Consider the following 25,179-nt stretch of genomic DNA (forward strand, 5'->3'; position numbering starts at 1 on the left):
CCCTCAATCGCTCTTCTGCGCAGCTGGCTGCCGGGTGAAGAGCTCGCGAAACACCGGGTATATGTCAGCTGGCTTGGCGATGCGGCGCATCTGGAAGTTCGCCCACTTGGCCTCGACATCGCTATAGGCGCGCCAGAGCGACGTCCCGTTGTCCGTGGCGCCGAAGATGTGCCGCTCTCGCGCGTCGATGATCTCGACATAGGCGAAATACTGGCACAAGGGCATGATCACTTGGTCGAGAAGACTGATGCAACGCTCGGAATCGCTGGCGGAATTGTCGCCGTCCGAGGCCTGGGCCGCATAGATGTTCCACTCGTTGCTGGGATACCGCTCCTCGATGACGCGCTGCATCTCCTCCAGCGCCGTGGACACGATCGTGCCGCCGCTCTGCGTGCTGTAGAAGAATGTCTCCTCGTCCACCTCCTGCGCCTCGTGCGTGTGGCGGATAAAGACGATGTCGGTGCGGTCATAGCGGCGCTTCAGGAACAGATGGAGCAGCACGAAGAATCGCTTGGCCATGTCCTTCTCGCGTTCGCCCATGGAGCCGGACACGTCCATGAGGCAGAACATCACCGCGTTAGCGTTCGGCACCGGCCGCGCCTCGAAGCGGTTGAAGCGGATGTCGACCGGATCGACATAGGCGATCAGCCTGCGGCGCCGTTCGAGCCGTTCCAGTTCCTCGCGCAATGCCTTGATCCGCTCGATCGCCGCCTGGCTCTGGGTTCCCGCTTCGAGCGATGCGATTTCCCGTGCGATTGCGTCCAGCTGCTCCTGCTTCGGCCGCCTCAGCGCAATGCGGCGCGCATGGCTGTTGCGCATGGTGCGCCCAATATTGATGTTGGTGGGAGAGCCGGTCGCCGCAAAGCCGGCCCGGCGCGGCTTATAGGCGAGGATCTCCTTGAGGTTCAGCTTCACCATGTCCGGAAGCTCGAGATCCTCGAAGAACAGGTCGAGCACCTCCTCGCGCGACAACGCGAAGCGAAAATCATCTTCCGTGGGCTGCTGCCCGGGCGCCGAGCCGCCGCCGCTGCCGCCTTGGCTCGGCTTTTCGATCCGATCGCCAGAGGCGAACTCCTTGTTGCCGGGCAGGACGTGCTGCCGCCGGCCGCTCTCGCTGTCGCTCTCGAAATGCGGCTCGGCGGTTTTTCGCACCGGCATCGAAACGACATGCTCGGAATCCACGTCCGAGATCTTGCCGGTTCGGATCTGCTCCCTGATCGTGTGCTTGAGCTCCTCCCGCACCCGTCGCAAAAAGCGTTGCCGATTGGCCAGGCTCTTGTCCTTCGGATTGAGGCGGCGATCTATGAATATCGGCACTGGGGACGCCTCGGGTTGGCTTTAGCCTGCCTTGTTGACGCGCATGTACCAATCCACCAGTCGACGAACCTGGCGTTCGGTATATCCGCGCTTGATCATCCGCTGGACAAACTCCGCGTGCCGCTTTTCCGTCGCGCTGTCCTGCTTCGAGCCGAAGCTGATCACGGGAAGCAGGTCCTCCACTTGGGCGAACATCCGCTTCTCGATCACCTCCCGCAGCTTTTCATAGCTCGTCCACGAGGGATTGCGGCCACTGTTCCGCGCCCGGGCGCGGAGGGTGAACTTCACCACCTCGTTCCGGAAGTCCTTCGGATTGGCGATGCCGGCTGGCTTCTCGATCTGCGAGAGCTCGGAGTCCAAAATCCCGCGATCGAGGATCTGGCCGGTGTCGGGATCCTTGAAGTCCTGGTTCTCGATCCAGGCATCCGCATAGGCGATGTAGCGGTCGAACAGGTTCTGACCGTACTCGCTATAGGACTCGAGATAGGCCTTCTGGATTTCGTGGCCGATGAACTCGGCATAGCGGGTGGCGAGTTCCGACTTGATGAACTCGAGATACGCCGCCTCCTTTTCCTTCGGAAACTGCTCGCGCTTGATCGCCTCCTCCAGCACATACATCAGGTGCACGGGATCGGCGGCCACCTCCTCGGTATCGTGGTTGAAGGTCTGCGACAGTATCTTGAAGGCGAAGCGGGTGCTGACCCCGGTCATGCCCTCGTCGACGCCGGCCGCGTCCCGGTATTCCTGGACCGATTTGGCCTTGGGATCGACATCCTTCAGGTTCTCGCCGTCATAGACCCGCATCTTCGTGTAGAGCGGTGAATTCTCGTGCGGGGCGAGGCGCGTCGAGACGGTGAACCGGCTGAGGATCTCCAGGACCTCCGGGGCGCAGGAGCTGTTGGCGAGTTCGCTCTCCCGCAGCAGCTTCTCGTAGATCTGCCTTTCTTCGGTGACGCGCAGGCAGTAGGGCACCTTGACCACCAGAATGCGGTCGAGGAACGCCTCGTTGTTCCTGTTGTTCTTGAACTGCAGCCACTCCGACTCGTTGGAGTGGGCCACGATGATTCCCTGGTAGGGGAAGGCCCCCAGGTTTTCCGTGCCGTTGTAGCTGCCCTCCTGGGTGGCGGTCAGCAGCGGATGCAGCACCTTGATCGGCGCCTTGAACATTTCGACGAATTCGAGCAGCCCCTGCGTGGTCCGGTTCAGGCCGCCGCTATAGGAATAGGCGTCCGGATCCGACTGACTGAACTGCTCCAGCTTGCGGATATCGACCTTGCCCACCAGGGCGGAGACGTCCTGGTTGTTCTCGTCGCCAGGCTCGGTCTTGGCGATGCCGATCTGATGCAGCCGCGAGGGCATCAGCCGCACCACGCTGAACTTGGAGATGTCGCCGGACAGTTCCTTGAGCCGCTTCGCCGCCCATGGCGAGATGATACCGTTCAGCCGCCGGCGGGCGATGCCGTATTTCTCCTCCAGCAGGTCGCCCATGCGGTCGGGGTGGAACAGACCCAAGGGCGATTCGAATACCGGGCTGATCTCGTTATTGACCTTCAGCGTGTAGATCGGACGCTGCTCCATCAGCTTTTTCAGCCGCTCGGCCAAGGACGATTTGCCGCCCCCCACCGGACCGAGGAGATAGAGGATCTGCTTGCGTTCCTCGAGCCCCTGGGCCGCATAGCGGAAATAGCCGACGATACGTTCGATCGTGTCTTCCATGCCGTAGAAGTCGGCGAAGGTGGGATAGACCTTGACCGTCCGGTTGGAGAATATCCGGCCGAGCCGCTCGTCCTTGCTTGTGTCGACGAAGGTCGGTTCTCCAATCGCTTCGACCATCCGCTCGGCGGCCGAGGCATACATCGATCTGTCCTCGGCGCATGCCAGCAGATATTGCTGGAGGCTCATCTCCTCCTCTGCAGCATCCTTGTAGATCTCGGAGAATAAATCGAACACATCGGAGTCTTTGCCGCGCATGGTTGCCTCGCACGGGGACCGGTCTAGTTCCATCGGGCCCCTCTCGTCTCTCGTCGTTGCGATCTCAAAGTGTCAACGACGGGATAGGTTGGTGGTTCCGTCACAACGTAGAGACCGAACTGTCGCGAGCTTTGCTCGTGATTGGGTACGGTGCCGATGCGGCGGCAACGCGAGCAGACTCCCCTCGCCACACACCTGCACCACTTCTACTATTCGGCAAGCAACTTGCACTTGGGTTAAGATCCGCCTTGAGGTAGTACGCCAAGAGCATTTTCCCCCATAGCTGTGACCGCGGCATCCGGATCTCCAGTGTGCCCGTAGCCGCACCAGGCCGAAAATCCCAGCCGCTTGAGCAGCGCAGGTGAGCAGCGCGCGACCACCTCGGGCCGCAGTCCGCGCGCATAGTTCTCGAGCGGTCTGAACTGTGGACCGCAGCCCACCACCGTGATGCCATAACGCGAATTGCTCGTGCGGTTCGGTGCTGCCCCATGCCACAAGCGAGCATCGAAGGCGAATGCGGTCCCGGCGGGGCCGATTGCGGGCACTGAAGGGATTTTGTGAGGAACGGAGGCATCGGGCTGGGCGCCTGCCAGGTGGCTTCCCGGGACGACGCGCGTGGCGCCGCCCTCCTCGGTGAACTCCGTCACCATCCACATCACGTTGGCCGCCGCGATGGGGGCAATCGCGCTTCGGCTCGGCCTCGGGTCGAGCGAGGTGCCGGTATTGCGGCGGGCATCCGCGGGCCGCGGCGCCGGCTGCCCGGGAATTTCGGGTTGCGGCATCCACCATTGGTCGGTGTGAAGGGGCATGGTGCCCGCGCCCGGATGCTGTATCTGGGCATCCACACAGGAGATGAGATAGTCGGGCCCGATCAGGTGCTCGATCATGGACATGGCCAGCTCGTGCTCGATGAGCTGGAAGAATTCGTCACCCTTGTTGAGCAGCATTCCGACCCACTGGTTCACGGGATCCATGTTGGCCGGGTTCTTCAAGTTGTGCAGCTTGCGCTCGGCCTTGGCCTGCTCCATGAGCCGGCGCTGAACCGATCGGAGCGCATCGCCCTCGAGGGCGCGGTCTATGATGCAATACCCCCACCGACGCAGGTCGCGCTGAAGCACTGATCTGTCGCGAGAGGGCCTCGGCAGCTCGTCCGCATCCCACGGCAAAGCCGGACGTTCGGCGCGTTGTTGCATGGCGTTAACGTCCTTACTACGATCAATTGTTAGCTCTAGATTAACCTGCGGAGCTCTCGTTGTCAGGGGCCAATTGGTTTTTCTTGGTTTTTCGGGTCAAACTGGGTCGGAACGGAAACAGGCGGCTATGGCGGCGGCAGCCGTTATTGAGGGCTGCCGGCTAGTTGTGAAGCGCACGGGTGGCGATCTGGGCCACCGGGGGCCATTCGAGGGCATCCACGCTGTCGAAGGTCAATGTAAGCGGCTCGATCGGCTCCTCCGCGAATCGCCTGGCGGCAGCCTTCCGGTCTGGCAGAACGGCGGACGCAATTGTGCAATGCGGCCGCCAAACGCCCGGCAGATAGTGTGGATCGCCATGTTGCTCGCCGATGATCGCATGCAATCGGGCGTGCACATCGAGCAGCTCAGGATGCTGCCGTGGGCTGAGCCAAAGCACCAGCGGCTCGACATCGAACACACAGATGCGGTCGAAGACCAAGGTCATGGGCTGGACCCTGTCGAAGGCGTCCAATCCGGCGACGAGCCGAGCAGGATCGATCTGATCATACCGCGCCAGGGTGAGATGTGGCGCATATCCGAGCTTTGCTATGGACGGCTCGCGTTCGAACAGCGATGAGGCGAGGTCAACCAGCTGCCAGAAAGGCCGCGCCGGCAGTGAGGCTCGAATGGTGATGCCAAGCATGGATGGCTCGCTCTGAAACGACGACGCCAGTTAGCGGCGGCAATTGGCGATGGCAAGCGGCATTAGGGCCGTTGCAAGGAGCCCTGCCGAGCAGCCCCAACGAGCCGCAGCCCTCAACAAGGTTTGTCTGGTGTGCTGAAGTTGCGGGATTTGGATGGTGGGCGGTACTGGACTCGAACCAGTGACCCCTGCGATGTGAACACAGTGCTCTACCAGCTGAGCTAACCGCCCCAGGATCCGCGAATGCCTGCATTCGCCTGAGGCTTGCGATATAGCGGGCGGCGCTTCCCATGGCAACAGCTTCCTGGGCCGCTCGGGCCATATTCTTGGTCGCACCCCCTGGCCGGTGGGCCCAGAAGCGCAGCGGCTTATTGATGCGCCAGCCCGCGCCGCATGACGGTGGCCACCGCGTCCGGCAGCGCCTCGTAGCTGTCGATGATCACGTCAGGCTTGAACGACGCGATCGGCTCCGGCGTGTAGCCGAAGCTCACGCCGATGACCGGCACCCCTGCCGCACGCGCGGTGAGCACGTCGGTCTCGCTATCCCCGACCATCACCGAGCGTGCGAGGTCTCCCCCCATCTGCCGCACCACGGCCCGGTAGCATTCGGGCTCCGGCTTCTTCACCACCAGGCTGTCGCCGCCGATGATCGCGCGGAAGGGCTCCGCAAAATCGAGCGCCTCGAGCAGCTGGCGCGCGGCGGCCTCCGGCTTGTTGGTGCAGATGCCGAGCACGGCGCCGGTGTCCCTCAGCGCGCAAAGCGCCTCGGTCGCCGCCGGGAACAGCACGCTCTCATCGGCGATATGGTCGAGATAATGGCTGAGGAACTCGTCATACAGCCGATCGAGCAGATGCTCCTCCGCCGGGCGGCCGGTTTCGGCAAAGGCCAGCGCCATGAGCGCTCGTGCCCCGTGGCCCACCATGTGGCGCACCCGTTCCGCCGGGATTTCCGACCGGCCATGGCGACGCAGCACGGCGTTCATGGCGCTGGCCAGATCGGGCGCGGTGTCCACCAGTGTGCCATCCAGGTCGAACACCACCGAAACATCGCCGAGATCGTGCATAACCCCTCCTGACCGGCCGTCCTTGCGCGCCACGCATAGCGCCAATGCTACGGTTGCGCAAAGCCGGGTGAAGGGATTAAGTCTTGGCCCAAGACTCGACGCAGGGCGTGGAGGCGCTGGGAGGCAAAGGAGAGGCCCATGGAATTCCTCAAGGACAAGTCGCTGCTGAAGGACCGCTGCTACATCAATGGCGAGTGGGTCGGGAGCGCGACGACGATCGACGTGACCAATCCGGCCACCGGCGCGGTGCTGGCGAAGGTGCCGAGCTTGGGCGTCGCGGAGACGCGCGGGGCGATCGAGGCGGCCGAAGCGGCCTTCCCTGGCTGGTCGAAGGCCTTGGCCAAGGATCGCGCCAAGGTGCTGCGCCGCTGGTACGAACTGATGATGGAGAACCAGGAAGACCTGGCGCGCATCATGACGGCGGAAATGGGCAAGCCGCTGCAGGAGTCGCGCGGCGAGGTCGTCTACGGCGCCGGCTTCACCGAGTTCTATGCCGAGGAGGCCAAGCGGATCGCCGGCGAAACCCTGCCGTCGCACAAGGCGGATGCGCGCATCGTCACCATTCGCCAGCCCATCGGCGTGGTCGGCGCGATCACCCCGTGGAACTTCCCGCTGGCCATGATCACCCGCAAGGTATCGCCCGCGCTGGCCGCCGGCTGCACGGTCGTCTGCAAGCCGGCGGGCGACACGCCGCTCACCGCCCTGGCGCTGGCCGAACTCGGCGAGCGCGCCGGCATGCCCAAGGGCGTGTTCAACGTGCTCACCGGCAAGGCGTCCGTGATCGGCGGCGAGCTCACCTCCAACCCGATCGTGCGCGCCATCACCTTCACCGGCTCGACCGAGATCGGCAAGGTGCTGATGCAGCAGGCGGCCTCCACCGTGAAGCGCGTGTCGCTCGAACTGGGCGGCAACGCGCCCTTCATCGTGTTCGACGATGCCGATCTCGACGCGGCGGTCGCTGGCGCCATGGCCTCGAAATTCCGCAATGCCGGCCAGACCTGCGTCTGTGCCAACCGCATCCTGGTGCAGGACGGCGTTTACGACAGCTTTGCGGAGAAGCTCGCCGCGGCCGTCCTGAAGCTGAAGGTCGGCGACGGCATGGAGGTGGGTGTCACCACCGGTCCGCTGATCAACAAGGCGGCGGTCGAGAAGGTCGAGGAGCATGTGCGCGATGCGGTCTCCAACGGTGCCGAAATCGTGGTCGGCGGCAGGCCGCACACCCTGGGCGGCAGCTTCTATGAGCCGACCATCCTCAAGAACGTCACCACCCGCATGCTGGTGACCAAGGAGGAGACCTTCGGCCCGGTGGCGCCGCTGTTCCGGTTCAAGACCGAGGAAGAGGCGATCCGCATGGCCAACGACACCGAGTTCGGGCTCGCCGCCTATTTCTATTCCCGCGACATCGGCCGTTGCTGGCGTGTGGCCGAGGCGCTGGAATATGGCATCGTCGGCATCAACGAAGGCATCATCTCGACCGAGCTCGCACCCTTCGGCGGCGTGAAGGAATCCGGCCTCGGCCGCGAAGGCTCCCATCACGGCATCGAGGAATATGTCGAGATCAAATACATGCTGATGGGCGGGCTCTGAGGTGGAGGCAGCGGACGGCTCGGCCGAGCTGAAGCGGAAGGCGGCCTTGGCGGCGCTCGACCTGGTGGAGCCGGGCATGAAGCTCGGACTGGGCACCGGCTCGACCGCCAAGCTGCTGGTCGAGGCGCTCGGCAAACGGGTCGCCGAGGGGCTCGACCTCGTCTGCGTGCCGACCTCCGAGGCCACCCGCGCCCAGGCTGAAGCGCTGGGCGTCCGGCTCACCACCCTGGACGAGACGCCCGCTCTCGATCTCACCATCGACGGGGCCGACGAGATCGATCCGCAGCTCAGGCTGATCAAGGGTGGGGGCGGCGCGCTGCTACGTGAGAAGATCGTGGCCTTCGCCTCGGCACGCATGGTGGTCATCGCCGACCAGTCGAAACGCGTGAATGAGCTCGGGCGGTTTCCTCTGCCGGTGGAGGTGACACCATTCGGCCATGGCGCGACCCGGCTGCGCATCCAGGACGCGGCTCGCTCCGTTGGGCTTGCCGGCGAGATCACCCTGCGCCAGCGCGATGGCCGGACATTCGTGACCGACGGCGGCAATTACATCTATGACTGCGCCTTCGGCCGGATCGCGAAGCCGGAGCGTCTGGCGGAAGCGCTCGCGACCATTCCCGGCGTGGTCGAGCACGGCCTATTCATCGGTTTTGCGCAAGCAGCTTTTGTCGGCACCCCTGAAGGGGTAATCAGGATCAGCGCGGACGGCGACCGGGAGCAATGAGCGGAAAGAGAGCCAAGTTCAGCGGTGGCCGCAACGTCGCGATGAAGCTGCCGCCGGACGAGTTCGCGGACACCGTGGTCTTCTATCGCGACACGCTCGGGCTGCCCGTGGAATTCCGCAGCCCGACCGCGGTGCTGGTCGAGTTCGGTCCGATGCGCCTGTGGCTCGACCGGATCGAGGGCCAGCGCCAGGCGGAGCTGTGGCTGGAAGTGGTGGTGGACGACGCGGACCAGGCGGCGAAGGTCTTGAAGGAGGCCAATGTGAAGCGCTGCGATGGCGTCGAGCCATTGCCGACCGGGTTTCGCGGCTTCTGGATCAAGAATCCAGCAGGTCTCGTGCATCTGGTGGCAGAGCCCGGCCAGGACGATTGAGGATAGAGGCATGAGCTTCGATTATGATCTGTTCGTCATCGGCGCGGGCTCGGGCGGGGTGCGTGCGGCGCGTCTCGCGGCACAGCTGGGCAACAGGGTGGCAATCGCCGAGGAGTACCGCATCGGCGGCACCTGCGTGATCCGCGGCTGCGTGCCGAAGAAGCTCTTTGTCTATGCCAGCCAGTTCTCGGAAGCCTTCGAGGATGCCGCGGGTTACGGATGGACGCTGACCGACCCGCGGTTCGACTGGCCGACCCTCATCCGCAACAAGGACCAGGAGATCGAGCGGCTCTCGAGCATCTACCAGCGCAATCTCGAAACGGCCGGCGTGGAGGTGATCCGCAGCCGCGCCACCATCGCCGGCCCCAACCGGGTGCGGCTGGTGGGCGAGGGCAGGGAGGTGACCGCCCGCATCATCCTGATTGCGACCGGCGCGCGTCCCAATCGCCACCAGGACCTGCCCGGGCACGAGCTCGCCATCACCTCCGACGAGGCGTTCCATCTCAAGCGTCTGCCGAAGCGGGTGATCATTGGCGGCGCCGGCTATATCGCGGTGGAGTTCGCCGGCATCTTCGCCGGGCTCGGCGTCGAGACGACTATCCTCTACCGCGGCAAGGAGATCCTGTCGGGCTTCGATGACGACGTGAGGAAGGCCCTGCGCGCCGAATACGAACGCAAGGGCATCACCATCATCTGCAACGACTGGCTGACGCGGCTGGAGCGGCAGGGCGAGGAGATCATCGCCACGACCCTGCACGGCAAGACCCTGCGGACGGACCTGATGATGCTGGCCATCGGCCGCATTCCGAACACGGAGGGGCTGGGGCTCGAAGCCTTGGGGATTGAACTCGGCAAGCGCGGGGAGATCCCAGTCGATGCCTATTCACGCACCAGCGTGCCCAGCATCTACGCCATTGGCGATGTGACCGACCGGATGGCACTCACCCCCGTCGCCATCCGCGAGGCCGTGGCTTTTGCGGAAACGGTGTTCAACAACAATCCGACCGCGGTCGATTACGAGAACGTGCCGACCGCGGTCTTCTCGCAGCCCGAGATCGGCACCGTCGGCCTCACCGAGGCGGCAGCCCAAGCGCGCTTTGGCGACGTCGACATCTACGAGACCAGCTTCCGACCCATGAAGCATACGCTATCGGGCCGGCAGGAGCGCATGCTCATGAAGCTGGTGGTGGAGCCGCAAAGCGGCCGCGTCGTCGGCTGCCACATTCTGGGGCCGGATGCGGGCGAGATGGCGCAGATCTTAGGCATCGCCGTGAAGATGGGCGCGACCAAGGCCGATTTCGACGCCACCGTCGCGGTGCACCCAACCGCCGCGGAGGAGCTGGTGACCCTGCGGACGAAGCGTCCGAAGCCAGCCCTCGCGGCGGAATAGCCTGTCAGCTCATGTGGCCGGTCCAGGTTCCCTGGTGAAAAGCCCACACCACCTGATCATCGCCTTGGGCATGATCTCCGGGGACATCATGGTGCGGCTCAAGCTGAGCAGCAGCCTGCTCTGCCTTCGCGGCATGAACCGTGTTATAGAGCGTTACGCCAATCAACGTGGCAGTGCCGCCGTATATAACCGGAATTTTGATGAAGTTTTCATATTTCGCCATAAAATCATTCAACCTCTCATAGAGCGGCATCGAAATAACCTTTCTTGAAATAAAATACCAATATTTAGTTAGACTGTGGTATTAACAATGATGATCGTGAATGGTCGGTCAGCTCGTCCAGGCTAAGCAGTCATCTTGGGCCACAAATACATTGGCAAAGAAGTGACTGCCCACATCCACGCCGCCACCGTCGTGATGGTGGTGGTCGGCGCCATGATCCTGTGTTGCGCTGTGATGATGGTTGTCGTGATCATGGGAGTGCTGATGGTCCTCCCGGTCATCATCGTCGTGGTCGGAATCGCGGGATTGGTGCTTGGCGCCTGACCCGCTGTGCTTTGCCTCCTGCTGCTTCTCATCGACTTCCCGGTAGGCCGCGAGCGCGAACCCCCCTGTGCTGATGAGGGCGCCATAGATGGGCAGCGCATCTCTCAGCCACGAATGATGATGAAATTCCCCGCAGGCCTCCCTGAGCTTTTCCCCTAGCTCATTGAGTTCCAGAATCATTTCGGTCGAAGCCGTCCCTCCAAACTCACCGTTCGCCATGACACCTCCTCTACCCCCAGCCTCGGATACCAAGCGACCTTTGGTGGATTGTGGCGCCGCAAAAATGACGGCCGCCCTTCCGAAATATTAATTCTTGTTCATGTTGCGGATCTCTGCGCTCAGGAGCCGCGGCCTTTCATTCGAAGCGAAACGCCGTCATTTCCGGCTCGGCAGCGCAGTTGAGGTTGGACCAAGCCTCGCCCGCGTTGCAGGCGCTCTGCGGTTCCCCGACACGGACCTCGTATGCAAGGCAAACGCCGCTCATGGCGTCCATTGCCGCCCTGTCCGGCATCCCGGTCAGACCGCCATTCGAGATCGCCGAAATGAGCGCGTCGAGCTCTGGGTCAAGCAGGCCAATGAACAAGCTAGTGAAGGCAAACATCCAAAATAGCTCCATATCTGTTGGCGGATGCGAAACGCACAACTTGCACTGCGGACGAAGTGTGGCGGGTCTGAGCAAGAAAGCCGGCAGGGCAGTGCCTGGATGTGGGCGCGGCCTGAGCGCCAGCCGCATCTCCCAGATAGCTGGATTGTTTTGCCCATCGTTGTTAAAAGGGCGCGCAAACACACCGCCAAGCAGTCGATTTTGCTCGATGACCGACGAGACGCTCCACGCCCGGAACAGCACCGCGCTCGACTACCGCGAGACCCTGTTCCTGCCCAAGACGGATTTCCCGATGCGCGCCGGCCTTCCCCAGCGGGAGCCGGAGATCCTGGAGCGTTGGCGGCGCATTGGCCTCTATCGCCGGCTGCGGGATGAGGCCAAGGGCCGCGTCAAATACCTGCTGCACGATGGCCCGCCCTATGCCAACGGCCATCTGCATATCGGCCATGCCCTCAACAAGATCCTGAAGGACGTGATCACCCGCTCGCTGCAGATGCTGGGCTATGACTCCAACTACGTGCCGGGCTGGGATTGTCACGGGCTGCCGATCGAGTGGAAGATCGAGGAGGAATACCGCGCCAAGGGCCTCAACAAGGACCAGGTGCCGATCAACGACTTCCGCCGGGAGTGCCGGGAGTTTGCAGAGAAATGGGTCGGCATCCAGTCGGAGGAATTTCAGCGTCTGGGCGTCACCGGCGACTGGGACGATCCCTACCTCACCATGAGTTTCAAGGCAGAGGCGCAAATCGCTCGGGAGCTTATGAAATTCGCGGACTCCGGCCAGCTCTATCGCGGCTCCAAGCCGGTGATGTGGTCGGTGGTGGAGCGCACCGCGCTGGCGGAAGCTGAGGTGGAATACCAGGACTATCAGTCCGATATGATCTGGGTGAAATTCCCGATCGTGAGCGATGGGCCGTTGAAGGGCGCCTCGGTAGTGATCTGGACCACCACGCCGTGGACCATTCCCGGCAACCGGGCGATCTCGTTCTCGTCGAACATCGAATATGGCCTATATGACGTCACCGCTGCGCCGGAAGGCAATTGGGCCAAGCCGGGCGATAGGCTGATCCTGGCCGACAAGCTGGCCGACGAGGTCATGAAGCAGGCCAAGGTGGAGGGCTACGAGCGGCGGGCGGATGTCAGTGCGGTCGATCTTGAGCAGGCGACTGCGGCCCATCCGCTGAAACCGCTCGGCTACGGCTTTGCAGTACCTCTGCTCGATGGCGAGCACGTGACCGAGGATGCCGGCACCGGCTTCGTCCATACGGCCCCGGGCCACGGCACCGACGATTTCGAGGTCTGGACAGCACACCAGCGCGAGCTGGAGCAGCGCCGCATCGACACCACCATTCCCTTCACGGTCGATGCCGATGGCTTCTTTACCCGCGAGGTGCCGGGCTTCGAGGGGCGCCGCGTCATCACCGACAAAGGCGACAAGGGGGACGCCAACGATGCGGTGATCAAGGCCCTGATCGAGGCCGGCATGCTGCTGGCGCGCGGGCGCCTGCGCCACCAGTACCCGCATTCCTGGCGGTCGAAGAAGCCCGTCATCTTCCGCAACACGCCGCAATGGTTCATCGCCATGGACCGGGACATCAGCGTGCCCGGCGACAGCTTGCGCCGGCGCGCGCTGGACGCCATCGCCGCCACCCGGTTCACCCCGGCGACCGGCCAGAACCGGCTGCGCGGCATGATCGAGAATCGCCCCGATTGGGTGATCTCGCGCCAGCGTGCCTGGGGCGTGCCGATCGCACTCTTCGTCAACAGGAGAACGGGCGAAATCCTCAAGGACCCGGTGGTGAACGATCGCATCATCCAAGCCTTCAACGAGGAAGGCGCCGATGCCTGGTTCGCGGAGGGCGCTGCCGCGCGCTTCCTCGGGGACGCCTATGACACCGCGGATTGGGAGCAGGTCACCGACATTCTCGACGTCTGGTTCGACTCAGGCTCGACCCATGCCTTCGTGCTCGAGATGCGCCCCGATCTACAGCCGAAGCGGCCCTTTGCCGGCGGGGAGGACAGGGTCATCTATCTCGAGGGCTCCGACCAGCACCGCGGCTGGTTTCATTCGTCCTTGCTCGAGTCGTGCGGCACCCGCGGTCATGCCCCTTACGACGAGGTGGTGACCCACGGCTTCGTCATGGCCGAGGACGGGCGCAAGATGTCGAAATCCCTCGGCAATATCGTCGCGCCGCAAGACGTGATCCGTCAGCACGGCGCGGACATTCTGCGCCTGTGGGTGATGTCGGCCGATTACGAGGACGATCTCAAGATCGGCCCTGAGATCATCAAGGCCAATGTCGAGGCCTATCGCAAGCTGCGCAACACCTTGCGCTACATGCTCGGCGCGCTGGCGGACTTCGATGAAGGCGAGCGGGTGCCGCTGGAGGAGATGCCGGATCTCGAGCGCTATATCCTGCACAAGCTGTGGGAGCTGGACAGCCAGGTGCGCGAAGGCTACCGCGCTTACGATTACCGCCGCATCTATTCACGGCTGTTCAACTTCTGCACGATCGAGCTGTCGGCGATCTATTTCGATATCCGCAAGGATGCGCTGTACTGCGATCCCTTGTCGTCCCTGCGCCGGCGCGCCTGCCGCACGGTCATGGACGCCCTGTTCTCCTGTCTCACCGCCTGGCTTGCCCCGATGCTGGCCTTCACCGCGGAGGAGGCATGGCTTGCCCGGTTCCCGTCGGAGAATGGCTCGGTGCACCTGCGCACCTTCCCCGAGGCGCCCGCAGCCTGGCGGGCGGATGCCCTGAGCGAGAAGTGGGAGAAGGTGCGTGAGATCCGGCGCGTGGTGACCGGCGCCCTCGAGCTCGAGCGGGCGGCAAAGCGCATCGGGTCGAGCCTGGAGGCGGCGCCGGTCGTCTACATCTCCGACCCCGGCCTGCTGGCGGCGCTCGATGGCATCGACTTGGCCGAGGTGGCCATCACCAGCGCGGCCGAGGTCATCGCCGGGGAGGGGCCCGCCGAGGCTTATCGGCTGCCTGACGTGCCGGGGGTCGCCGTCGTGCCGGCTCTGGCCGAAGGACGGAAATGCGCCCGGTCCTGGAAGGTGTCGCCGGAGGTCGGCAGCGATCCCGAGTTTCCGGACATAACCCCGCGCGATGCGCAAGCGGTGCGCGAGTGGCTGGCGCGCCAGCAACGCGCAGGCCGTTCATGACGGACGGGACCTTGGCGGTGCGGCAGTTTGCGCCGTTCAGCGCCATGGCGCGGCGCGGCTGGGCGGCGGCGCTGCTCAGCCTGGCGGCCGACCAGGCATTCAAGTGGTGGATGCTCGCCGTCTACGACATCGGCAGCCGCGGCATCGTCCGTGTGACCAGCTTTTTCGACGTGGTGCTGGTCTGGAACCGTGGCATCAGCTACGGGTGGTTCGCCCAGCACGGGGATGCCGGACGCTGGCTGTTGATCGGCCTCAGCGCGCTGGTTATCCTGCTTCTCATCGGCTGGCTGGGCCTGAGCCGCCGGCCGGTCGCCAATCTGGGGCTAGGGCTCATCATCGGCGGCGCGATTGCCAATGTGATCGACCGGGTGGTGCACGGCGCGGTCGCCGACTTTTTTAGTTTTCACGCCCTCGGCTATAGCTGGTATGTGTTCAACATAGCCGACGTCGCCATCGTTGCAGGTGTAGCCGTGCTTTTATATGACTGCTGGCTGGAGGGCCGCGGCGCCCGGGATGAATAACCCGTTCGTCACGCTTTTGCCGCAGTGCCGGTGGAACCTGCAACCGCCTGTGATCAGAGGAGGATTTTGTGGCGCAGCGCAAAGCGTCCTGCAGCAGCAACCCTAGCATGGAGCGCATCACAATGCTGAGACTGACCGCAGCGGCAGGGATGCTGACCGCCGCCGGCTTGCTGATGAGCGGCTGTTCGGGCGGGGCGGGGGTGACCGATATGCTCGGCATGGGCAAGAACGTGCCCGACGAGCGGGAAGTGCGCACACATCAGGTGCTGGCTATGCCTCCGGACCTGACGCTCAAGCCACCATCGCCGGGAGCAGCCAACGAGGGCACGCCGAATGCGGCAGCTGACGCGGCCGCCGCCGCGGTTGGCTCCCAGGCCCTGCACACGCCGCCGGAAACGGTGCTGCAACAGGCAACGCCGGCGCCCACCGCACCGCCAAGCAGCCAAGCCCAGGCGGCGGCGACCCCCGCCGCGCCGGCAACGCCGACGGTCGCACCCGGCAGCGCGCCGGCCCAGACGGCTTCCATTCCGGCGCAGGACGTTTATCAGCAGTACGGGATCTCGAAGACCAATCCGGACGGCACCCCGAAGAGCGAGGCGGATCTTGCCCGGGAATTGAAGCAAAAGCGCATCGAACTGGAGCGGGCCAAGAACCCCAATTACGGTTCTATTTGGAATATCGGTAATATCTTCTCTGATTGAGTTGCCCCCTTGCGGGAAGCGCATATCTTGGCTTTCGGTTTTGCAACCATAACCTGCAGAACCGCTGCTGCTTACCGCAAATTTACCCGCGTGCTGCAGCTTACCAAAAATTTAATGGACGCCTGGGGGTCGGCTCCTCACTTTGGCGTATGACCCACAGCCCGAGAGGTTGCATGATCACGTCCGTGCGCGCGCACATAACGGCCTGGCAGCTGCGATTGCACTCGCTCCTGCTCGGCCTTGTCCTGTCCGCGGCGCTTGCCTCCGCTGTCGAGGCGAAAGAGCCGCTTCTGTTCACCAATATCAGCACGTTCACCCTGGCCAATGGCATGCAGGTGGTGGTCATCCCCGACCACCGCGCGCCGGTGGTGACCCACATGGTGTGGTACAAGGTCGGCGCCGCCGACGAGCCGCCTGGCGAGTCCGGCATCGCGCATTTCCTCGAGCACCTGATGTTCAAGGGCACCGACAAGATCCCCGCCGGCCAGTTCTCCAAGATCATCCGCGAGCAGGGGGGCGAGGACAACGCCTTCACGAGCGCCGACTATACCGCCTACTTCCAGCGCATCGCCAAGGAGCGGCTGCCCATGGTGATGGAGATGGAGGCGGACCGGATGCTCAATCTCAAGCTCAGCCCCCGCGACGTGGAGACCGAGCGCGAGGTCATCCTGGAGGAGCGCCGCTCACGCATCGACAACGAGCCGGAAGCGCGGCTGATGGAGCAGATGGACGCTGCCCTGTTCCTCAATCATCCCTATCACCGGCCGGTGATCGGCTGGATGAGCGAAATGCAGCAGCTGAGCCAGCAGGATGCGCTTGATTTCTACAAGCACTACTACACGCCGTCCAACGCCATTCTCGTGGTTGCGGGAGACGTCACGGCTGACGAGGTTCGCAAGCTGGCCGAGACCCATTACGGCGGCTTGAAGAACACCGCCCATCCCGGCCCGCGCGAGCGGCTCAAGGAGCCGGAGCCCCAGGCACAGCGGGAGGTCGTGCTCCGGGATGCCAAGGTGGCCAATGCCCGTATCTTCCGCACCTATCTTGCCGTCGCGGCGCGCCATGCTGAGGCGAACGACGCGCCCGCGCTCGACGTGCTCGGCAACCTCCTGGGCGCCGGCTCGACGAGCTTGCTCTACCGCGACCTGGTGGTGGACAAGAAGCTCGCGACCTCCGCGTCTGCTTGGTACGACGGTGACAAGCTCGACTACGGCACGTTCGGCCTTTATGTCGAGCCGCTGCCCGAGGCCGACCAGGCAGCCGTGGACGAAGCGATCGACCAGGTCCTGACGCGCGTCAAGACCGGCGATTTCAGCGACCAGGCCTTGAGCGACAGCAAGTCCTCCCTGGTGGCGCAGGCGATCTATGCCCTCGACAGTCAGATGCGTCTGGCCCAGGTCTTCGGTACGGCCCTGACCACCGGTCAATCGATCGACGACGTGCAGCTCTGGCCGCAGCGGATCAGAGACGTGACCAAGGAGCAGGTCGTCGCGGTTGCCAACAAGTATCTCCAGCCCGAGCGCATGGTGGTCGGCCGGCTGCTGCCCGCGCCCGGTGCGGCTCCCAGCGCGCCGGAGGCGGGGGCCGCGCCGGTGGTGACCGATACGCCGCCCGCCGGCGATGTGCCTGCCAGCAGCCCAGCCAAGGAGAAGGAGGGTCGGCCGTGAACAGGATCGCAACGCTCAAGCGGCAGGCCTCCATGCTCGGTGCCGCATTCCTGATGGCTTTCGCGGCCGCCGCCAATGCCGCCCCCGCCGCCGCTGTCGAAATCCAGGAGGTGAAGACACCCGGAGGCCTGACGGCCTGGCTGGTGGAGGACCATACGGTGCCGATCATCGCGATGAATTTCGCGTTCCGCGGCGGCAGCGCGCTTGACCCGCAGGACAAGCGGGGTCTTGCGACCTTCCTTGCGGCAACTCTCGACGAAGGCGCGGGCGATCTCGACTCGCAGGCGTTCCAACAGGCGCTCGAGAGCACCGCGACCAAGCTCTCCTTCGAGGCGGACCGCGACGACCTGAGCGGGCGGCTGCAGACCCTTGCCAGCAATCGCGACCGGGCTTTCGACCTGCTCAAGCTCGCGGTGAACGATCCGCGCTTCGATGCAGAGCCGGTTGAACGCATGCGGGCGCGGCTCTTGGCCTCGGTGCGCAGCGATGCCACCGACCCCGAGAACATCGCCAGCGAGAAATGGCTCAAGCTCGCTCTGGGTGATCACGCCTATGTCAACAAGCCGGACGGCACGGTCGAGGGCCTGCAGGCGGTGACTGCCGATGACCTGCGCGCGCTGAGGAACCGGATCTTCAACAAGGCCGGCCTGAAGATCGCCGTGGTCGGCGCCATCGACGCCAAGACGCTGGCGCCGATATTGGATGAGGTGTTCGGAGCCCTGCCAGCAACCGGCGATCTCGCCTCGGTTCCCGAAGCCCAGGTGCGAAAGGGCAATGCCGTGGAGGTGGTGGCGTTCGACATCCCGCAAAGCGTCATCATGTTCGGCACCGGTGGCCTCAAGCGCGATGATCCCGATTTCATCCCCGCCTATGTCATGAACTCGATCCTGGGCGGCAGCGGGTTCGGCTCGCGGCTGACGGAGGAGGTGCGCGAGAAGCGTGGCCTCACCTATTCCGTCTATAGCGCCCTGTGGACCCTGGACCATGCCGGTCTGTTCATCGGCGGGGCGGCGACGCGCAACGATCGCGCCGCCGAGACGGTCAAGGTCATTCAGGACGAAATCGCGCGCATGGCCAAGGACGGCCCCACCGAAAAGGAGCTGGCGGAGGCCAAGACCTACCTCACCGGCGCCTATGCGCTGCGCTTCGACAGCAATGCCAAGATCGCCCGCGAGCTGCTCGGCATCCAGCTCAACGACCTGGGCATCGACTATATCAACAAGCGCAACCGCCTCGTGGAGGCGGTCACCCTCGAGGACGTCAAGCGGGCCGCCCGCCGGGTGCTCGATAGTGGAGACCTCCTGGTCACCGTGGTCGGCAAGCCCGACAACCTCACCAGCACCGGCGGCTGAGGAAATCTGGAGCGGATCGAATGTGCAGGACCGTCGGGCCGCCCCGGCGGTCCTGCAACAGGTCGGCTTTACGGCGGGGCACGACCGGTTAAGATCGGGCGCTGACGATTGATTCTTGCGTGAAGCTGCAGTGCTTGCGCCGAAAGGGAGAGGAATGCCGAGCATCCGCCGGCTGCCTGAAGGGGTTGTCAACCGGATCGCCGCGGGCGAAGTCATCGAGCGGCCGGCAAGCGTGGTGAAGGAGTTGGTGGAGAATGCCATCGACGCGCAGGCGCGCCGCATCGATGTGCTGTTCAACGACGGTGGCCGCGCCCTCATTCAGGTCAGCGACGACGGCCTCGGCATGACGGCTGCCGAGCTGGACTTGGCGGTCGAGCGGCATGCCACCTCCAAGCTCGCCGACGAGCAGCTGCTGCTGATCGATACCCTGGGCTTTCGCGGCGAGGCCCTGCCGTCCATCGGCGCCGTATCGCGGCTTTCCATCACCTCGCGGCCGCGCGGGGAAGGCTTGGCCCACCGTGTCGACGTGGAGGGCGGGCTCAAGCGGCCCGTTCGGCCGGCAGCGCTCGGCTCAGGCACCGTGGTCGAGGTTCGCGACCTGTTCTTCGCCGTGCCGGCGCGGCTCAAATTCCTGAAATCCGAGCGCTCCGAGACCGCGGAAGCGATCGACGTCATCCGGCGGCTGGCCATGGCCCACCCGGCCTGCGGGTTCACGATGACCACCGCGGAACGGCGCGTTCTCAACTATGCCCCCTGCGGCGGCCCCGAGCAGGGGCTGCAGCGCCGACTGTCCGAGGTCATGGGCCGGGAGTTCACCGACAACGCGGTGCCCGTGTCCGGCGCCCGCGACGGGGCGGGGGTGTCGGGCCTTGCCGGGCTGCCGACCCTCAACCGCGCCTATGGCACCATGCAGTATCTGTTCGTCAACGGCAGGCCCGTGCGTGACCGGCTGCTGCTGGGCGCGGTGCGCGCAGGCTATGGCGATCTCCTGCCGCGCGGACGCCACCCGATGGTGGCGTTGTTCATCACCTGTCCGCCGGAAATGGTTGACGTGAACGTGCATCCGGCCAAGGCCGAGGTGCGGTTCCGCGATCAGGGCCTGATCCGCGCGCTGGTGATCGGGGCGCTGCAGCACGCCCTGAACCGGTCCGCCCAGCGGGCGACCACGACCCTGGCGGAGGCAGCGCTCACCGCCGCCCGAGCGGGCAGCGCCACCGCCTCAGCTCCGGCATCGGCCGGCGGCTTCGGCCGGGGCCCATGGGCGCAGGACCGGCCCTCGCGTGCGGCCGCGGGCAGCGCCTTCGCCTTCCAGTCTCCCATGCCCGCCCAAGCCGTGCCGGATTCCGGCGGATCACCCGGCGGCTTTGCCGAACCGAGCGCCCCCGCCTGGCTCAGCGCCGAGGACGAGGCGGCGGTGCAGCGGGAGGCGGAAACCGCGCCGCTCGGCGCAGCCCGCGCCCAGGTCCACGAGACCTACATCATCGCCCAGACCAGCGACGGCCTGGTGATCGTCGACCAGCATGCCGCCCATGAACGCCTGGTCTATGAACGGCTCAAGGCCTCGCTCGCCAAGGACGGCATCGCCCGCCAGCCGCTGCTTGTGCCCGAGGTGGTGGAGCTCGATGAAGCCGCTGTCGGCCGCTTGCTCGATGCGGAAGATCTGCTGGCCGCGCTGGGCCTGGTCGTCGACGGCTTCGGACCCGGCGCGGTCTGTGTCCGCGAAGTACCAGCGCTGATCGCCGGCGGCAACATCGCCAAGCTGGTGCACGAGCTGGCCGACGAACTTGCCGAGGCGGGAAGCGCCTCCGCGCTCAAGAGCAGGATCGAGCATGTGCTCGCCACCATGGCCTGCCACGGCTCCGTCCGGGCCGGTCGCCGGCTCAAGCCGGAGGAGATGAACGCGCTGCTGCGGGAAATGGAGGCAACACCCAATTCCGGCCAGTGCAACCACGGCCGGCCCACTTATGTCGAGCTCAAGCTCAGCGACATCGAGAAGCTGTTCCTGCGCCGCTGAGCGCCGCCTATGGCGCTTAATGATGGTGGAAATAGTCCACGATCTGCTGATTCTGATCTGCCGCCTGGTCATGGTGACCGGCTTGGTCGTCTACCGGCTTAAATTCAACGTGATAATCATATCTGCCGGTGCGATGATTGAAACCGAATTCGTATACGGCCCTTCCTTCGTGGCCATTAAAGAAAATATCTTTCAGGAACTGATCAAAACTATTCGCCGTCCCCTTAACAGTGTCAAAAAGGGCAGCCATGTCAACGCCTCCGTAATCATGAGAACTGGCGAGCCGTCTACTACATACTTGAAAAGCACTGTGATCCGATTAATCGTCCTGTTAAATATGCAAATCTTATCTGAATCCATGCGATAAAAACAGCACCTGCGTGTCGCCGTACACTCGGCGGTCGATCTCGTGAAGGCCGGCGGGCAAGCGGATCGCGGCGTGCGCGGCTTCTTCCAGCACAATGAGGCTGCGAGGCGCAAGCCATCCCCCGGCAAGGGCCGATGCCACTGCCTGCTCGCCCAAGCCCTTTCCGTAGGGCGGGTCGGCAAAGACCAGCTCGAATGGCGCCATGGGGGCGCAGGGGCCGAGCCGGGTGGCATCCCGCCGCCAGATCTTGGCTGAGCCTTGCACCGCCATGGCCTCCACATTGCGTCGGATCAGGCCGCGCGCCACGGCACCCTCATCCACGAAGATGCAGAAGCGGGCGCCGCGCGACAGGGCCTCGAGCCCCAGGGCGCCGGTGCCCGCGAACAGGTCCAGCACGCGGGCACCCTCCAGGGCGAAACCCGGTATGCCGTGCTCCAGGATGTTGAAAATGGCCTCGCGCGTGCGGTCGCTGGTGGGCCTGATGCGCTGGTCGCTGGGGCCGGCCAGCGTCAGTCCGCGCGCCTTACCGGCGATGATGCGCATTGCGGGCGCCCCTGGCTCCAGTCGCCCGTGGTGCGGCCCTGCCGCGCGCGCCTGCACCTTGCGTGGCCCCTGGCGATGAGGCGGGCGGCGGTTCGTCCCGCCTCGGAGCGCCAGGCTCGAGGCCCGCGAGGCCCTGGGCGAGCCTTCGGCCCAGCTGGTCGCGCAGCACTTTGGCCGGAACCTCCTCCACCGCACCGGGGGCCAGGTCCCCCAGCTGGAATGGCCCGTAGGAAATGCGGATCAGGCGGTTGACCGTCAGCCCGAGATGATCGAGCACCTTGCGGATTTCGCGATTCTTGCCCTCCCGCAGCACCATGTTCAGCCAGACATTGTCGCCGCGCTCCCGTTCGAATGTCGCTTCGATCGCGCCATACTGCACCCCATCGATGGTTAGGCCACCGGCCAGGGAATCAAGCTGTGCCTGGTCAACCCTGCCGTAAGCCCGCACCCGATAGCGGCGGCTCCACCCGGTCGCCGGCAGCTCGAGCCTGCGCGCAAGCGCGCCGTCATTGGTCAGCAACAGCAGGCCTTCGGAGGTGATGTCGAGCCTGCCGACAGAGATCACCCGCGGCAGGGTGCTCGGCAAGTGGTCGAAGACGGTGGCGCGGCCCTGCGGATCGCGATGGGTGGTGACGAGGCCCTTGGGCTTGTGATAGCGCCAGAGCCGCACCCGCTCGGCCGGCGCCAGCGGCTTTCCGTCCACCAGCACGATATCGCCTGCCGTAACGTTCACCGCCGGCGAGGCAAGCGGGGCCCCGTTGACGCTGACCCGTCCCGCCAGGATGAGGGCCTCCGCGTCCCGGCGGGAGCAGAGCCCCGCCCGCGCGATGACCTTGGCCACCCGCTCGCCCGCTGACTGGACGGTTTCTCGGCGGCCGCGGCTCTTCTCTTGCGGCTCTGCCGCTTTACGAACCGATTTTGCTTTGTCCTTCATGACGCGACGCTCTATCACGGGTCACGGCACCACGCAGCGGTAAAGCGAGGAGCACGGGGTGTGATCGACACCTTTCCCCTCATGGACCTGGCCTTCGAGGCAGCACAAGAGGCAGCCGCCGATGGCGAGGTTCCCGTCGGCGCCGTCATCGCGGGGCCGGACAGACAGGTGCTCGCCGTGGCCAGAAATCGTACTCTGGCCTGGCGCGACCCGACGGCACATGCGGAAATCCTCGCGATTCGAGAGGCATGCAGCCGTCTGGGGTCGGAGCGTCTCGTCGGGTGTGATCTCTTCGTCACGCTCGAGCCCTGCGCAATGTGTGCCGCTGCCATCTCCTTTGCACGAATTCGCCGTGTTTATTTCGGAGCAGAGGACGAGAGGATGGGCGGGATAGAACACGGACCGCGCCTGTTCAGCCAGCCTACGTGCCATCACCGGCCCGAGGTTTACGGCGGAATCGGTGCGGATCGCGCTCGTGATCTCCTTCAGCGCTTCTTCCACGAGCGCAGGCGTTCCCGGCAATAGCATTGCAACGGTTCGGTCGGCCCGTTCGGCTGCAAGGAAATACACGTAAAAATTGCTTATATGAAAAATGCACCAATTATTATATTCGACCGGACTATGTTGGGTTCTATGACGGGAGCCGAGCAGCTCCCCGCATGGTCACGGGCAGTCCTGCGACGGGGCAATCTCCGGCGTCTTAATAGGTGAGTGCGAGATGGCAAAGAGTACAAGGCCAGCGCAGATACTGAGCTCGTTGAAGTCGTGGCTGTTCATTGCGGCATTTTTCAGTTTTTGCATTAATATTCTTGTCCTGATTTCTCCGATATACAGCTATCAGGTCTTCGATCGTGTTCTTACAAGTTCGCATCTGGACACGTTGTTCTATCTGACTATCGCAGCTTGTTTTGCCTTCGGGATCATGAGCGTGGTCGATAGCCTCAGAACCTGCCTGCTGACGCGGGTGGGCACCCGGTTCGAGCGCGAGATCGCTCCCGAGCTGGTGCAAGTGGCGGTTGACAGCGCCACCACTGCGAAGCCTTCGGGGATCCAGCCGCTGCGCGAGCTGGCGCAGATCCGCAATTTCGTCGGCGGTCCCCTGATCGCGCCACTGTTTGATGCACCATGGACGCCATTCTTCACGATCGTCCTGTGGATCGTGCATCCCTGGCTCGGCATGCTCACCCTGTTCTTCGCATGCGTCCTGTTCGGCCTGGCCTTGGCCAACCACCGCATGCAGCGCGTGCCGTCCATGGCAGCCTCTGCTCACCTCGCTTCCGCTTACCGCCTCGCTGAGTCTGCCGTACGCCACGCAGAGACGGTTCAGGCCATGGGCCTCTTTCCAAACCTCATGGCGCGCTGGCGGGCGAGCGCCGAAGGCGCCCTGCATGTGCAGGAGCAAGCCGCCGACCGGGGCGCGATCATCAACGGCATCTCGAAATTCGTGCGCCTGGTCGCGCAAATCCTCATTCTCGGGATGGGTGCTTATCTGGTGGTCACGGGCCAGATGACGGGCGGCGGCATGATTGCCGGGTCCATGATCCTGGCGCGCGCCCTCATGCCCGTCGAGCAGTCGATTGCGGCATGGCGCCAGTTCATCTCGGCGCGGCAAGCCTTTCAGACCATCAAGAAAGCGTTCGAGGAGGCGCCGGCCGAGAAGCCCAATACCCAGCTGCCAGCGCCGACTGGCCGGATCGATTTGGAGAATGTGGTCTTCCAGCCCAATCCGAGCTTCCCGCCGATCATCAAGGGCGTGTCGCTCACCGTTTATGCCGGCGAAATGCTGGGCATCATCGGTCCCTCCGCATCCGGCAAGAGCACCATCTCCAAGCTGATGATTGGCATTCTGAAGCCAACCATGGGGAGCGTCCGCTACGATGGGGCAGATCTCAACCAGTGGCGGCACGAGGACATCGGCCGCTATATCGGCTATCTCCCGCAGGTGGTGGATCTGTTCACCGGAACGGTGGCCGAGAACATCGCGCGGATGGGCGCGCCCGATTCCCAGAGGGTCGTGGAGGCGGCGAGGATCGCCGGCGTGCACGACCTTATCCTGCGGCTGCCTGCGGGATATGACACGCCGGTCGGCGAGGGCGGAGTTCAGCTTTCGGGTGGTCAGCGTCAGCGGGTCGGCCTTGCCCGGGCGCTCTTCGGAGGCCCGAAAATCCTGCTGCTCGATGAGCCCAACGCCAACCTCGATGCCGAAGGCGAGAATGTGCTCATCAATTCTCTGAAACAGCTCAAGACGCTCGGCGTCACCATCATCGTCGTGGCACACCGGCCTGTGATCCTGCAGCCGGCGGACCGGCTGATGGTGATGGCCGATGGGCAGCTGGCCATGATCGGACCGCGTGACGAGGTCATGGCCCGCATCAGCGGCGCGCCGCCGCGCCCTGCACCGGCGCCTGGGCCAGCCGTGGCCCCGGTGCACGCCGTCGCCCCGGCCCAGGCGGCTGGCCCCGGG

At 64.4% G+C, this 25,179-nt stretch carries 23 protein-coding genes and 1 tRNA gene; 12 read left to right on the forward strand and 12 right to left on the reverse strand.

From position 1 onward, the window contains the following. Positions 1-3 precede the first annotated feature (3 nt). The 6 genes from E4P09_RS14200 to gph all read right to left on the reverse strand — a co-directional run bounded on the left by E4P09_RS14200 (position 4) and on the right by gph (position 6,227). The gene (locus tag E4P09_RS14200) at positions 4-1,317 is read right to left on the reverse strand and encodes a YeaH/YhbH family protein (RefSeq protein ID WP_137390213.1); all 1,314 of its coding nucleotides are present in this window, start codon (positions 1,315-1,317) and stop codon (positions 4-6) included. A 21-nt stretch (positions 1,318-1,338) separates the two neighbouring features. Then, entirely contained in the window at positions 1,339-3,288 is a 1,950-nt protein-coding gene (locus E4P09_RS14205) for a PrkA family serine protein kinase (protein ID WP_137390214.1), read from the reverse strand. Between the two features lie 236 nt (positions 3,289-3,524). After that, a complete protein-coding gene (locus E4P09_RS14210; RefSeq protein WP_137390215.1) occupies positions 3,525-4,481 on the reverse strand; it encodes a phytanoyl-CoA dioxygenase family protein in 957 nt (318 codons plus the stop codon). Between the two features lie 160 nt (positions 4,482-4,641). Next, positions 4,642-5,163 (reverse strand): 2'-5' RNA ligase family protein, encoded by a 522-nt coding sequence (locus E4P09_RS14215; RefSeq protein WP_137390216.1) that lies wholly within the window; start codon positions 5,161-5,163, stop codon positions 4,642-4,644. Between the two features lie 155 nt (positions 5,164-5,318). Next, positions 5,319-5,394, reverse strand: a tRNA-Val gene (locus tag E4P09_RS14220). Positions 5,395-5,531: 137 nt separating this feature from the next. Continuing rightward, entirely contained in the window at positions 5,532-6,227 is a 696-nt protein-coding gene (gene gph / locus E4P09_RS14225) for a phosphoglycolate phosphatase (RefSeq protein ID WP_137390217.1), read from the reverse strand. 138 nt (positions 6,228-6,365) lie between these two features. On the opposite strand from gph, the gene E4P09_RS14230 reads away from it, so the two are divergent. From E4P09_RS14230 to gor, 4 genes are read left to right on the forward strand one after another with little or no spacing between them, the layout of a single operon-like run. Then, positions 6,366-7,814, forward strand: coding sequence for an NAD-dependent succinate-semialdehyde dehydrogenase (locus tag E4P09_RS14230; RefSeq protein ID WP_137390218.1), 1,449 nt, complete (start codon positions 6,366-6,368; stop codon positions 7,812-7,814). A 1-nt stretch (position 7,815) separates the two neighbouring features. Next, positions 7,816-8,538, forward strand: coding sequence for a ribose-5-phosphate isomerase RpiA (gene rpiA / locus E4P09_RS14235; RefSeq protein ID WP_137390219.1), 723 nt, complete (start codon positions 7,816-7,818; stop codon positions 8,536-8,538). Further along, positions 8,535-8,909, forward strand: coding sequence for a VOC family protein (locus E4P09_RS14240; protein WP_137390220.1), 375 nt, complete (start codon positions 8,535-8,537; stop codon positions 8,907-8,909). Before rpiA ends, E4P09_RS14240 begins: the two co-directional genes overlap by 4 nt. A 10-nt stretch (positions 8,910-8,919) precedes the next feature. Beyond that, on the forward strand, positions 8,920-10,299 hold the full coding sequence (gene gor, locus E4P09_RS14245; protein WP_137390221.1) for a glutathione-disulfide reductase: 1,380 nt from the start codon (positions 8,920-8,922) through the stop codon (positions 10,297-10,299). 4 nt (positions 10,300-10,303) lie between these two features. Here the strand turns inward: gor and E4P09_RS14250 are convergent, their stop codons facing one another. The 3 genes from E4P09_RS14250 to E4P09_RS14260 form a co-directional block, all read right to left on the reverse strand. Further along, positions 10,304-10,552, reverse strand: coding sequence for a hypothetical protein (locus E4P09_RS14250; protein ID WP_137390222.1), 249 nt, complete (start codon positions 10,550-10,552; stop codon positions 10,304-10,306). A 78-nt stretch (positions 10,553-10,630) separates the two neighbouring features. Continuing rightward, entirely contained in the window at positions 10,631-11,065 is a 435-nt protein-coding gene (locus E4P09_RS14255) for a hypothetical protein (protein WP_137390223.1), read from the reverse strand. A gap of 136 nt (positions 11,066-11,201) precedes the next feature. Then, entirely contained in the window at positions 11,202-11,447 is a 246-nt protein-coding gene (locus E4P09_RS14260; protein WP_137390224.1) for a hypothetical protein, read from the reverse strand. 211 nt (positions 11,448-11,658) lie between these two features. Here E4P09_RS14260 and ileS point away from each other — a divergent pair, with 211 nt between their 5' ends. The 6 genes from ileS to mutL all read left to right on the forward strand — a co-directional run bounded on the left by ileS (position 11,659) and on the right by mutL (position 20,871). Continuing rightward, positions 11,659-14,616: an isoleucine--tRNA ligase gene (gene ileS / locus E4P09_RS14265; RefSeq protein WP_137390225.1), complete on the forward strand. Its 2,958-nt coding sequence runs from the start codon at positions 11,659-11,661 to the stop codon at positions 14,614-14,616. Then, positions 14,613-15,137 (forward strand): signal peptidase II, encoded by a 525-nt coding sequence (lspA, locus tag E4P09_RS14270; protein WP_428977709.1) that lies wholly within the window; start codon positions 14,613-14,615, stop codon positions 15,135-15,137. The genes ileS and lspA overlap by 4 nt, the downstream gene beginning before the upstream one ends. Before the next feature lie 149 nt (positions 15,138-15,286). Further along, the gene (locus E4P09_RS14275) at positions 15,287-15,838 is read left to right on the forward strand and encodes a DUF3035 domain-containing protein (RefSeq protein WP_205042107.1); all 552 of its coding nucleotides are present in this window, start codon (positions 15,287-15,289) and stop codon (positions 15,836-15,838) included. A gap of 173 nt (positions 15,839-16,011) precedes the next feature. Beyond that, positions 16,012-17,505, forward strand: coding sequence for a M16 family metallopeptidase (locus E4P09_RS14280; RefSeq protein ID WP_239025179.1), 1,494 nt, complete (start codon positions 16,012-16,014; stop codon positions 17,503-17,505). Continuing rightward, positions 17,502-18,857 (forward strand): M16 family metallopeptidase, encoded by a 1,356-nt coding sequence (locus E4P09_RS14285; RefSeq protein ID WP_239025180.1) that lies wholly within the window; start codon positions 17,502-17,504, stop codon positions 18,855-18,857. Before E4P09_RS14280 ends, E4P09_RS14285 begins: the two co-directional genes overlap by 4 nt. Positions 18,858-19,011: 154 nt before the next feature. After that, positions 19,012-20,871 (forward strand): DNA mismatch repair endonuclease MutL, encoded by a 1,860-nt coding sequence (mutL, locus tag E4P09_RS14290; protein ID WP_137390227.1) that lies wholly within the window; start codon positions 19,012-19,014, stop codon positions 20,869-20,871. Between the two features lie 16 nt (positions 20,872-20,887). Here the strand turns inward: mutL and E4P09_RS14295 are convergent, their stop codons facing one another. From E4P09_RS14295 to E4P09_RS14305, 3 genes are all read right to left on the reverse strand, one after another. Next, positions 20,888-21,121, reverse strand: coding sequence for a hypothetical protein (locus E4P09_RS14295; RefSeq protein WP_137390228.1), 234 nt, complete (start codon positions 21,119-21,121; stop codon positions 20,888-20,890). A gap of 96 nt (positions 21,122-21,217) precedes the next feature. Continuing rightward, a complete protein-coding gene (gene rsmD / locus E4P09_RS14300; protein ID WP_137390229.1) occupies positions 21,218-21,781 on the reverse strand; it encodes a 16S rRNA (guanine(966)-N(2))-methyltransferase RsmD in 564 nt (187 codons plus the stop codon). Beyond that, positions 21,762-22,715, reverse strand: a complete 954-nt coding sequence (locus tag E4P09_RS14305; RefSeq protein ID WP_137390230.1) for a pseudouridine synthase — start codon at positions 22,713-22,715, stop codon at positions 21,762-21,764. The genes rsmD and E4P09_RS14305 overlap by 20 nt, the downstream gene beginning before the upstream one ends. 60 nt (positions 22,716-22,775) lie before the next feature. On the opposite strand from E4P09_RS14305, the gene E4P09_RS14310 reads away from it, so the two are divergent. Both E4P09_RS14310 and E4P09_RS14315 read left to right on the forward strand, forming a co-directional pair. Then, positions 22,776-23,240, forward strand: a complete 465-nt coding sequence (locus E4P09_RS14310; protein ID WP_487392614.1) for a nucleoside deaminase — start codon at positions 22,776-22,778, stop codon at positions 23,238-23,240. A gap of 193 nt (positions 23,241-23,433) precedes the next feature. Next, positions 23,434-25,179, forward strand: a 1,746-nt coding sequence (locus tag E4P09_RS14315) for a type I secretion system permease/ATPase (RefSeq protein ID WP_137390231.1), incomplete at its 3' end; no start/stop codon positions are given.

It is taken from the genome of Rhodoligotrophos defluvii, from assembly GCF_005281615.1.
In the GTDB taxonomy this organism is placed as follows: Bacteria; Pseudomonadota; Alphaproteobacteria; order Rhizobiales; family Im1; genus Rhodoligotrophos; species Rhodoligotrophos defluvii.

Bases quoted from the DNA above. Each gene is read 5' to 3' on its own strand.
- E4P09_RS14240 (WP_137390220.1), top strand. From the start codon at position 8,535: ATGAGCGGAAAGAGAGCCAAGTTCAGCGGTGGCCGCAACGTCGCGATG.
- E4P09_RS14305 (WP_137390230.1), bottom strand. From the start codon at position 22,715: ATGAAGGACAAAGCAAAATCGGTTCGTAAAGCGGCAGAGCCGCAAGAG.
- rsmD (WP_137390229.1), bottom strand. From the start codon at position 21,781: ATGCGCATCATCGCCGGTAAGGCGCGCGGACTGACGCTGGCCGGCCCC.
- E4P09_RS14255 (WP_137390223.1), bottom strand. From the start codon at position 11,065: ATGGCGAACGGTGAGTTTGGAGGGACGGCTTCGACCGAAATGATTCTG.
- lspA (WP_428977709.1), top strand. From the start codon at position 14,613: ATGACGGACGGGACCTTGGCGGTGCGGCAGTTTGCGCCGTTCAGCGCC.
- E4P09_RS14230 (WP_137390218.1), top strand. From the start codon at position 6,366: ATGGAATTCCTCAAGGACAAGTCGCTGCTGAAGGACCGCTGCTACATC.
- mutL (WP_137390227.1), top strand. From the start codon at position 19,012: ATGCCGAGCATCCGCCGGCTGCCTGAAGGGGTTGTCAACCGGATCGCC.
- gor (WP_137390221.1), top strand. From the start codon at position 8,920: ATGAGCTTCGATTATGATCTGTTCGTCATCGGCGCGGGCTCGGGCGGG.
- E4P09_RS14275 (WP_205042107.1), top strand. From the start codon at position 15,287: ATGCTGACCGCCGCCGGCTTGCTGATGAGCGGCTGTTCGGGCGGGGCG.
- E4P09_RS14250 (WP_137390222.1), bottom strand. From the start codon at position 10,552: ATGCCGCTCTATGAGAGGTTGAATGATTTTATGGCGAAATATGAAAAC.
- gph (WP_137390217.1), bottom strand. From the start codon at position 6,227: ATGCACGATCTCGGCGATGTTTCGGTGGTGTTCGACCTGGATGGCACA.
- E4P09_RS14215 (WP_137390216.1), bottom strand. From the start codon at position 5,163: ATGCTTGGCATCACCATTCGAGCCTCACTGCCGGCGCGGCCTTTCTGG.
- E4P09_RS14260 (WP_137390224.1), bottom strand. From the start codon at position 11,447: ATGTTTGCCTTCACTAGCTTGTTCATTGGCCTGCTTGACCCAGAGCTC.
- ileS (WP_137390225.1), top strand. From the start codon at position 11,659: ATGACCGACGAGACGCTCCACGCCCGGAACAGCACCGCGCTCGACTAC.
- E4P09_RS14205 (WP_137390214.1), bottom strand. From the start codon at position 3,288: ATGCGCGGCAAAGACTCCGATGTGTTCGATTTATTCTCCGAGATCTAC.
- E4P09_RS14295 (WP_137390228.1), bottom strand. From the start codon at position 21,121: ATGGCTGCCCTTTTTGACACTGTTAAGGGGACGGCGAATAGTTTTGAT.
- E4P09_RS14210 (WP_137390215.1), bottom strand. From the start codon at position 4,481: ATGCAACAACGCGCCGAACGTCCGGCTTTGCCGTGGGATGCGGACGAG.
- E4P09_RS14280 (WP_239025179.1), top strand. From the start codon at position 16,012: ATGATCACGTCCGTGCGCGCGCACATAACGGCCTGGCAGCTGCGATTG.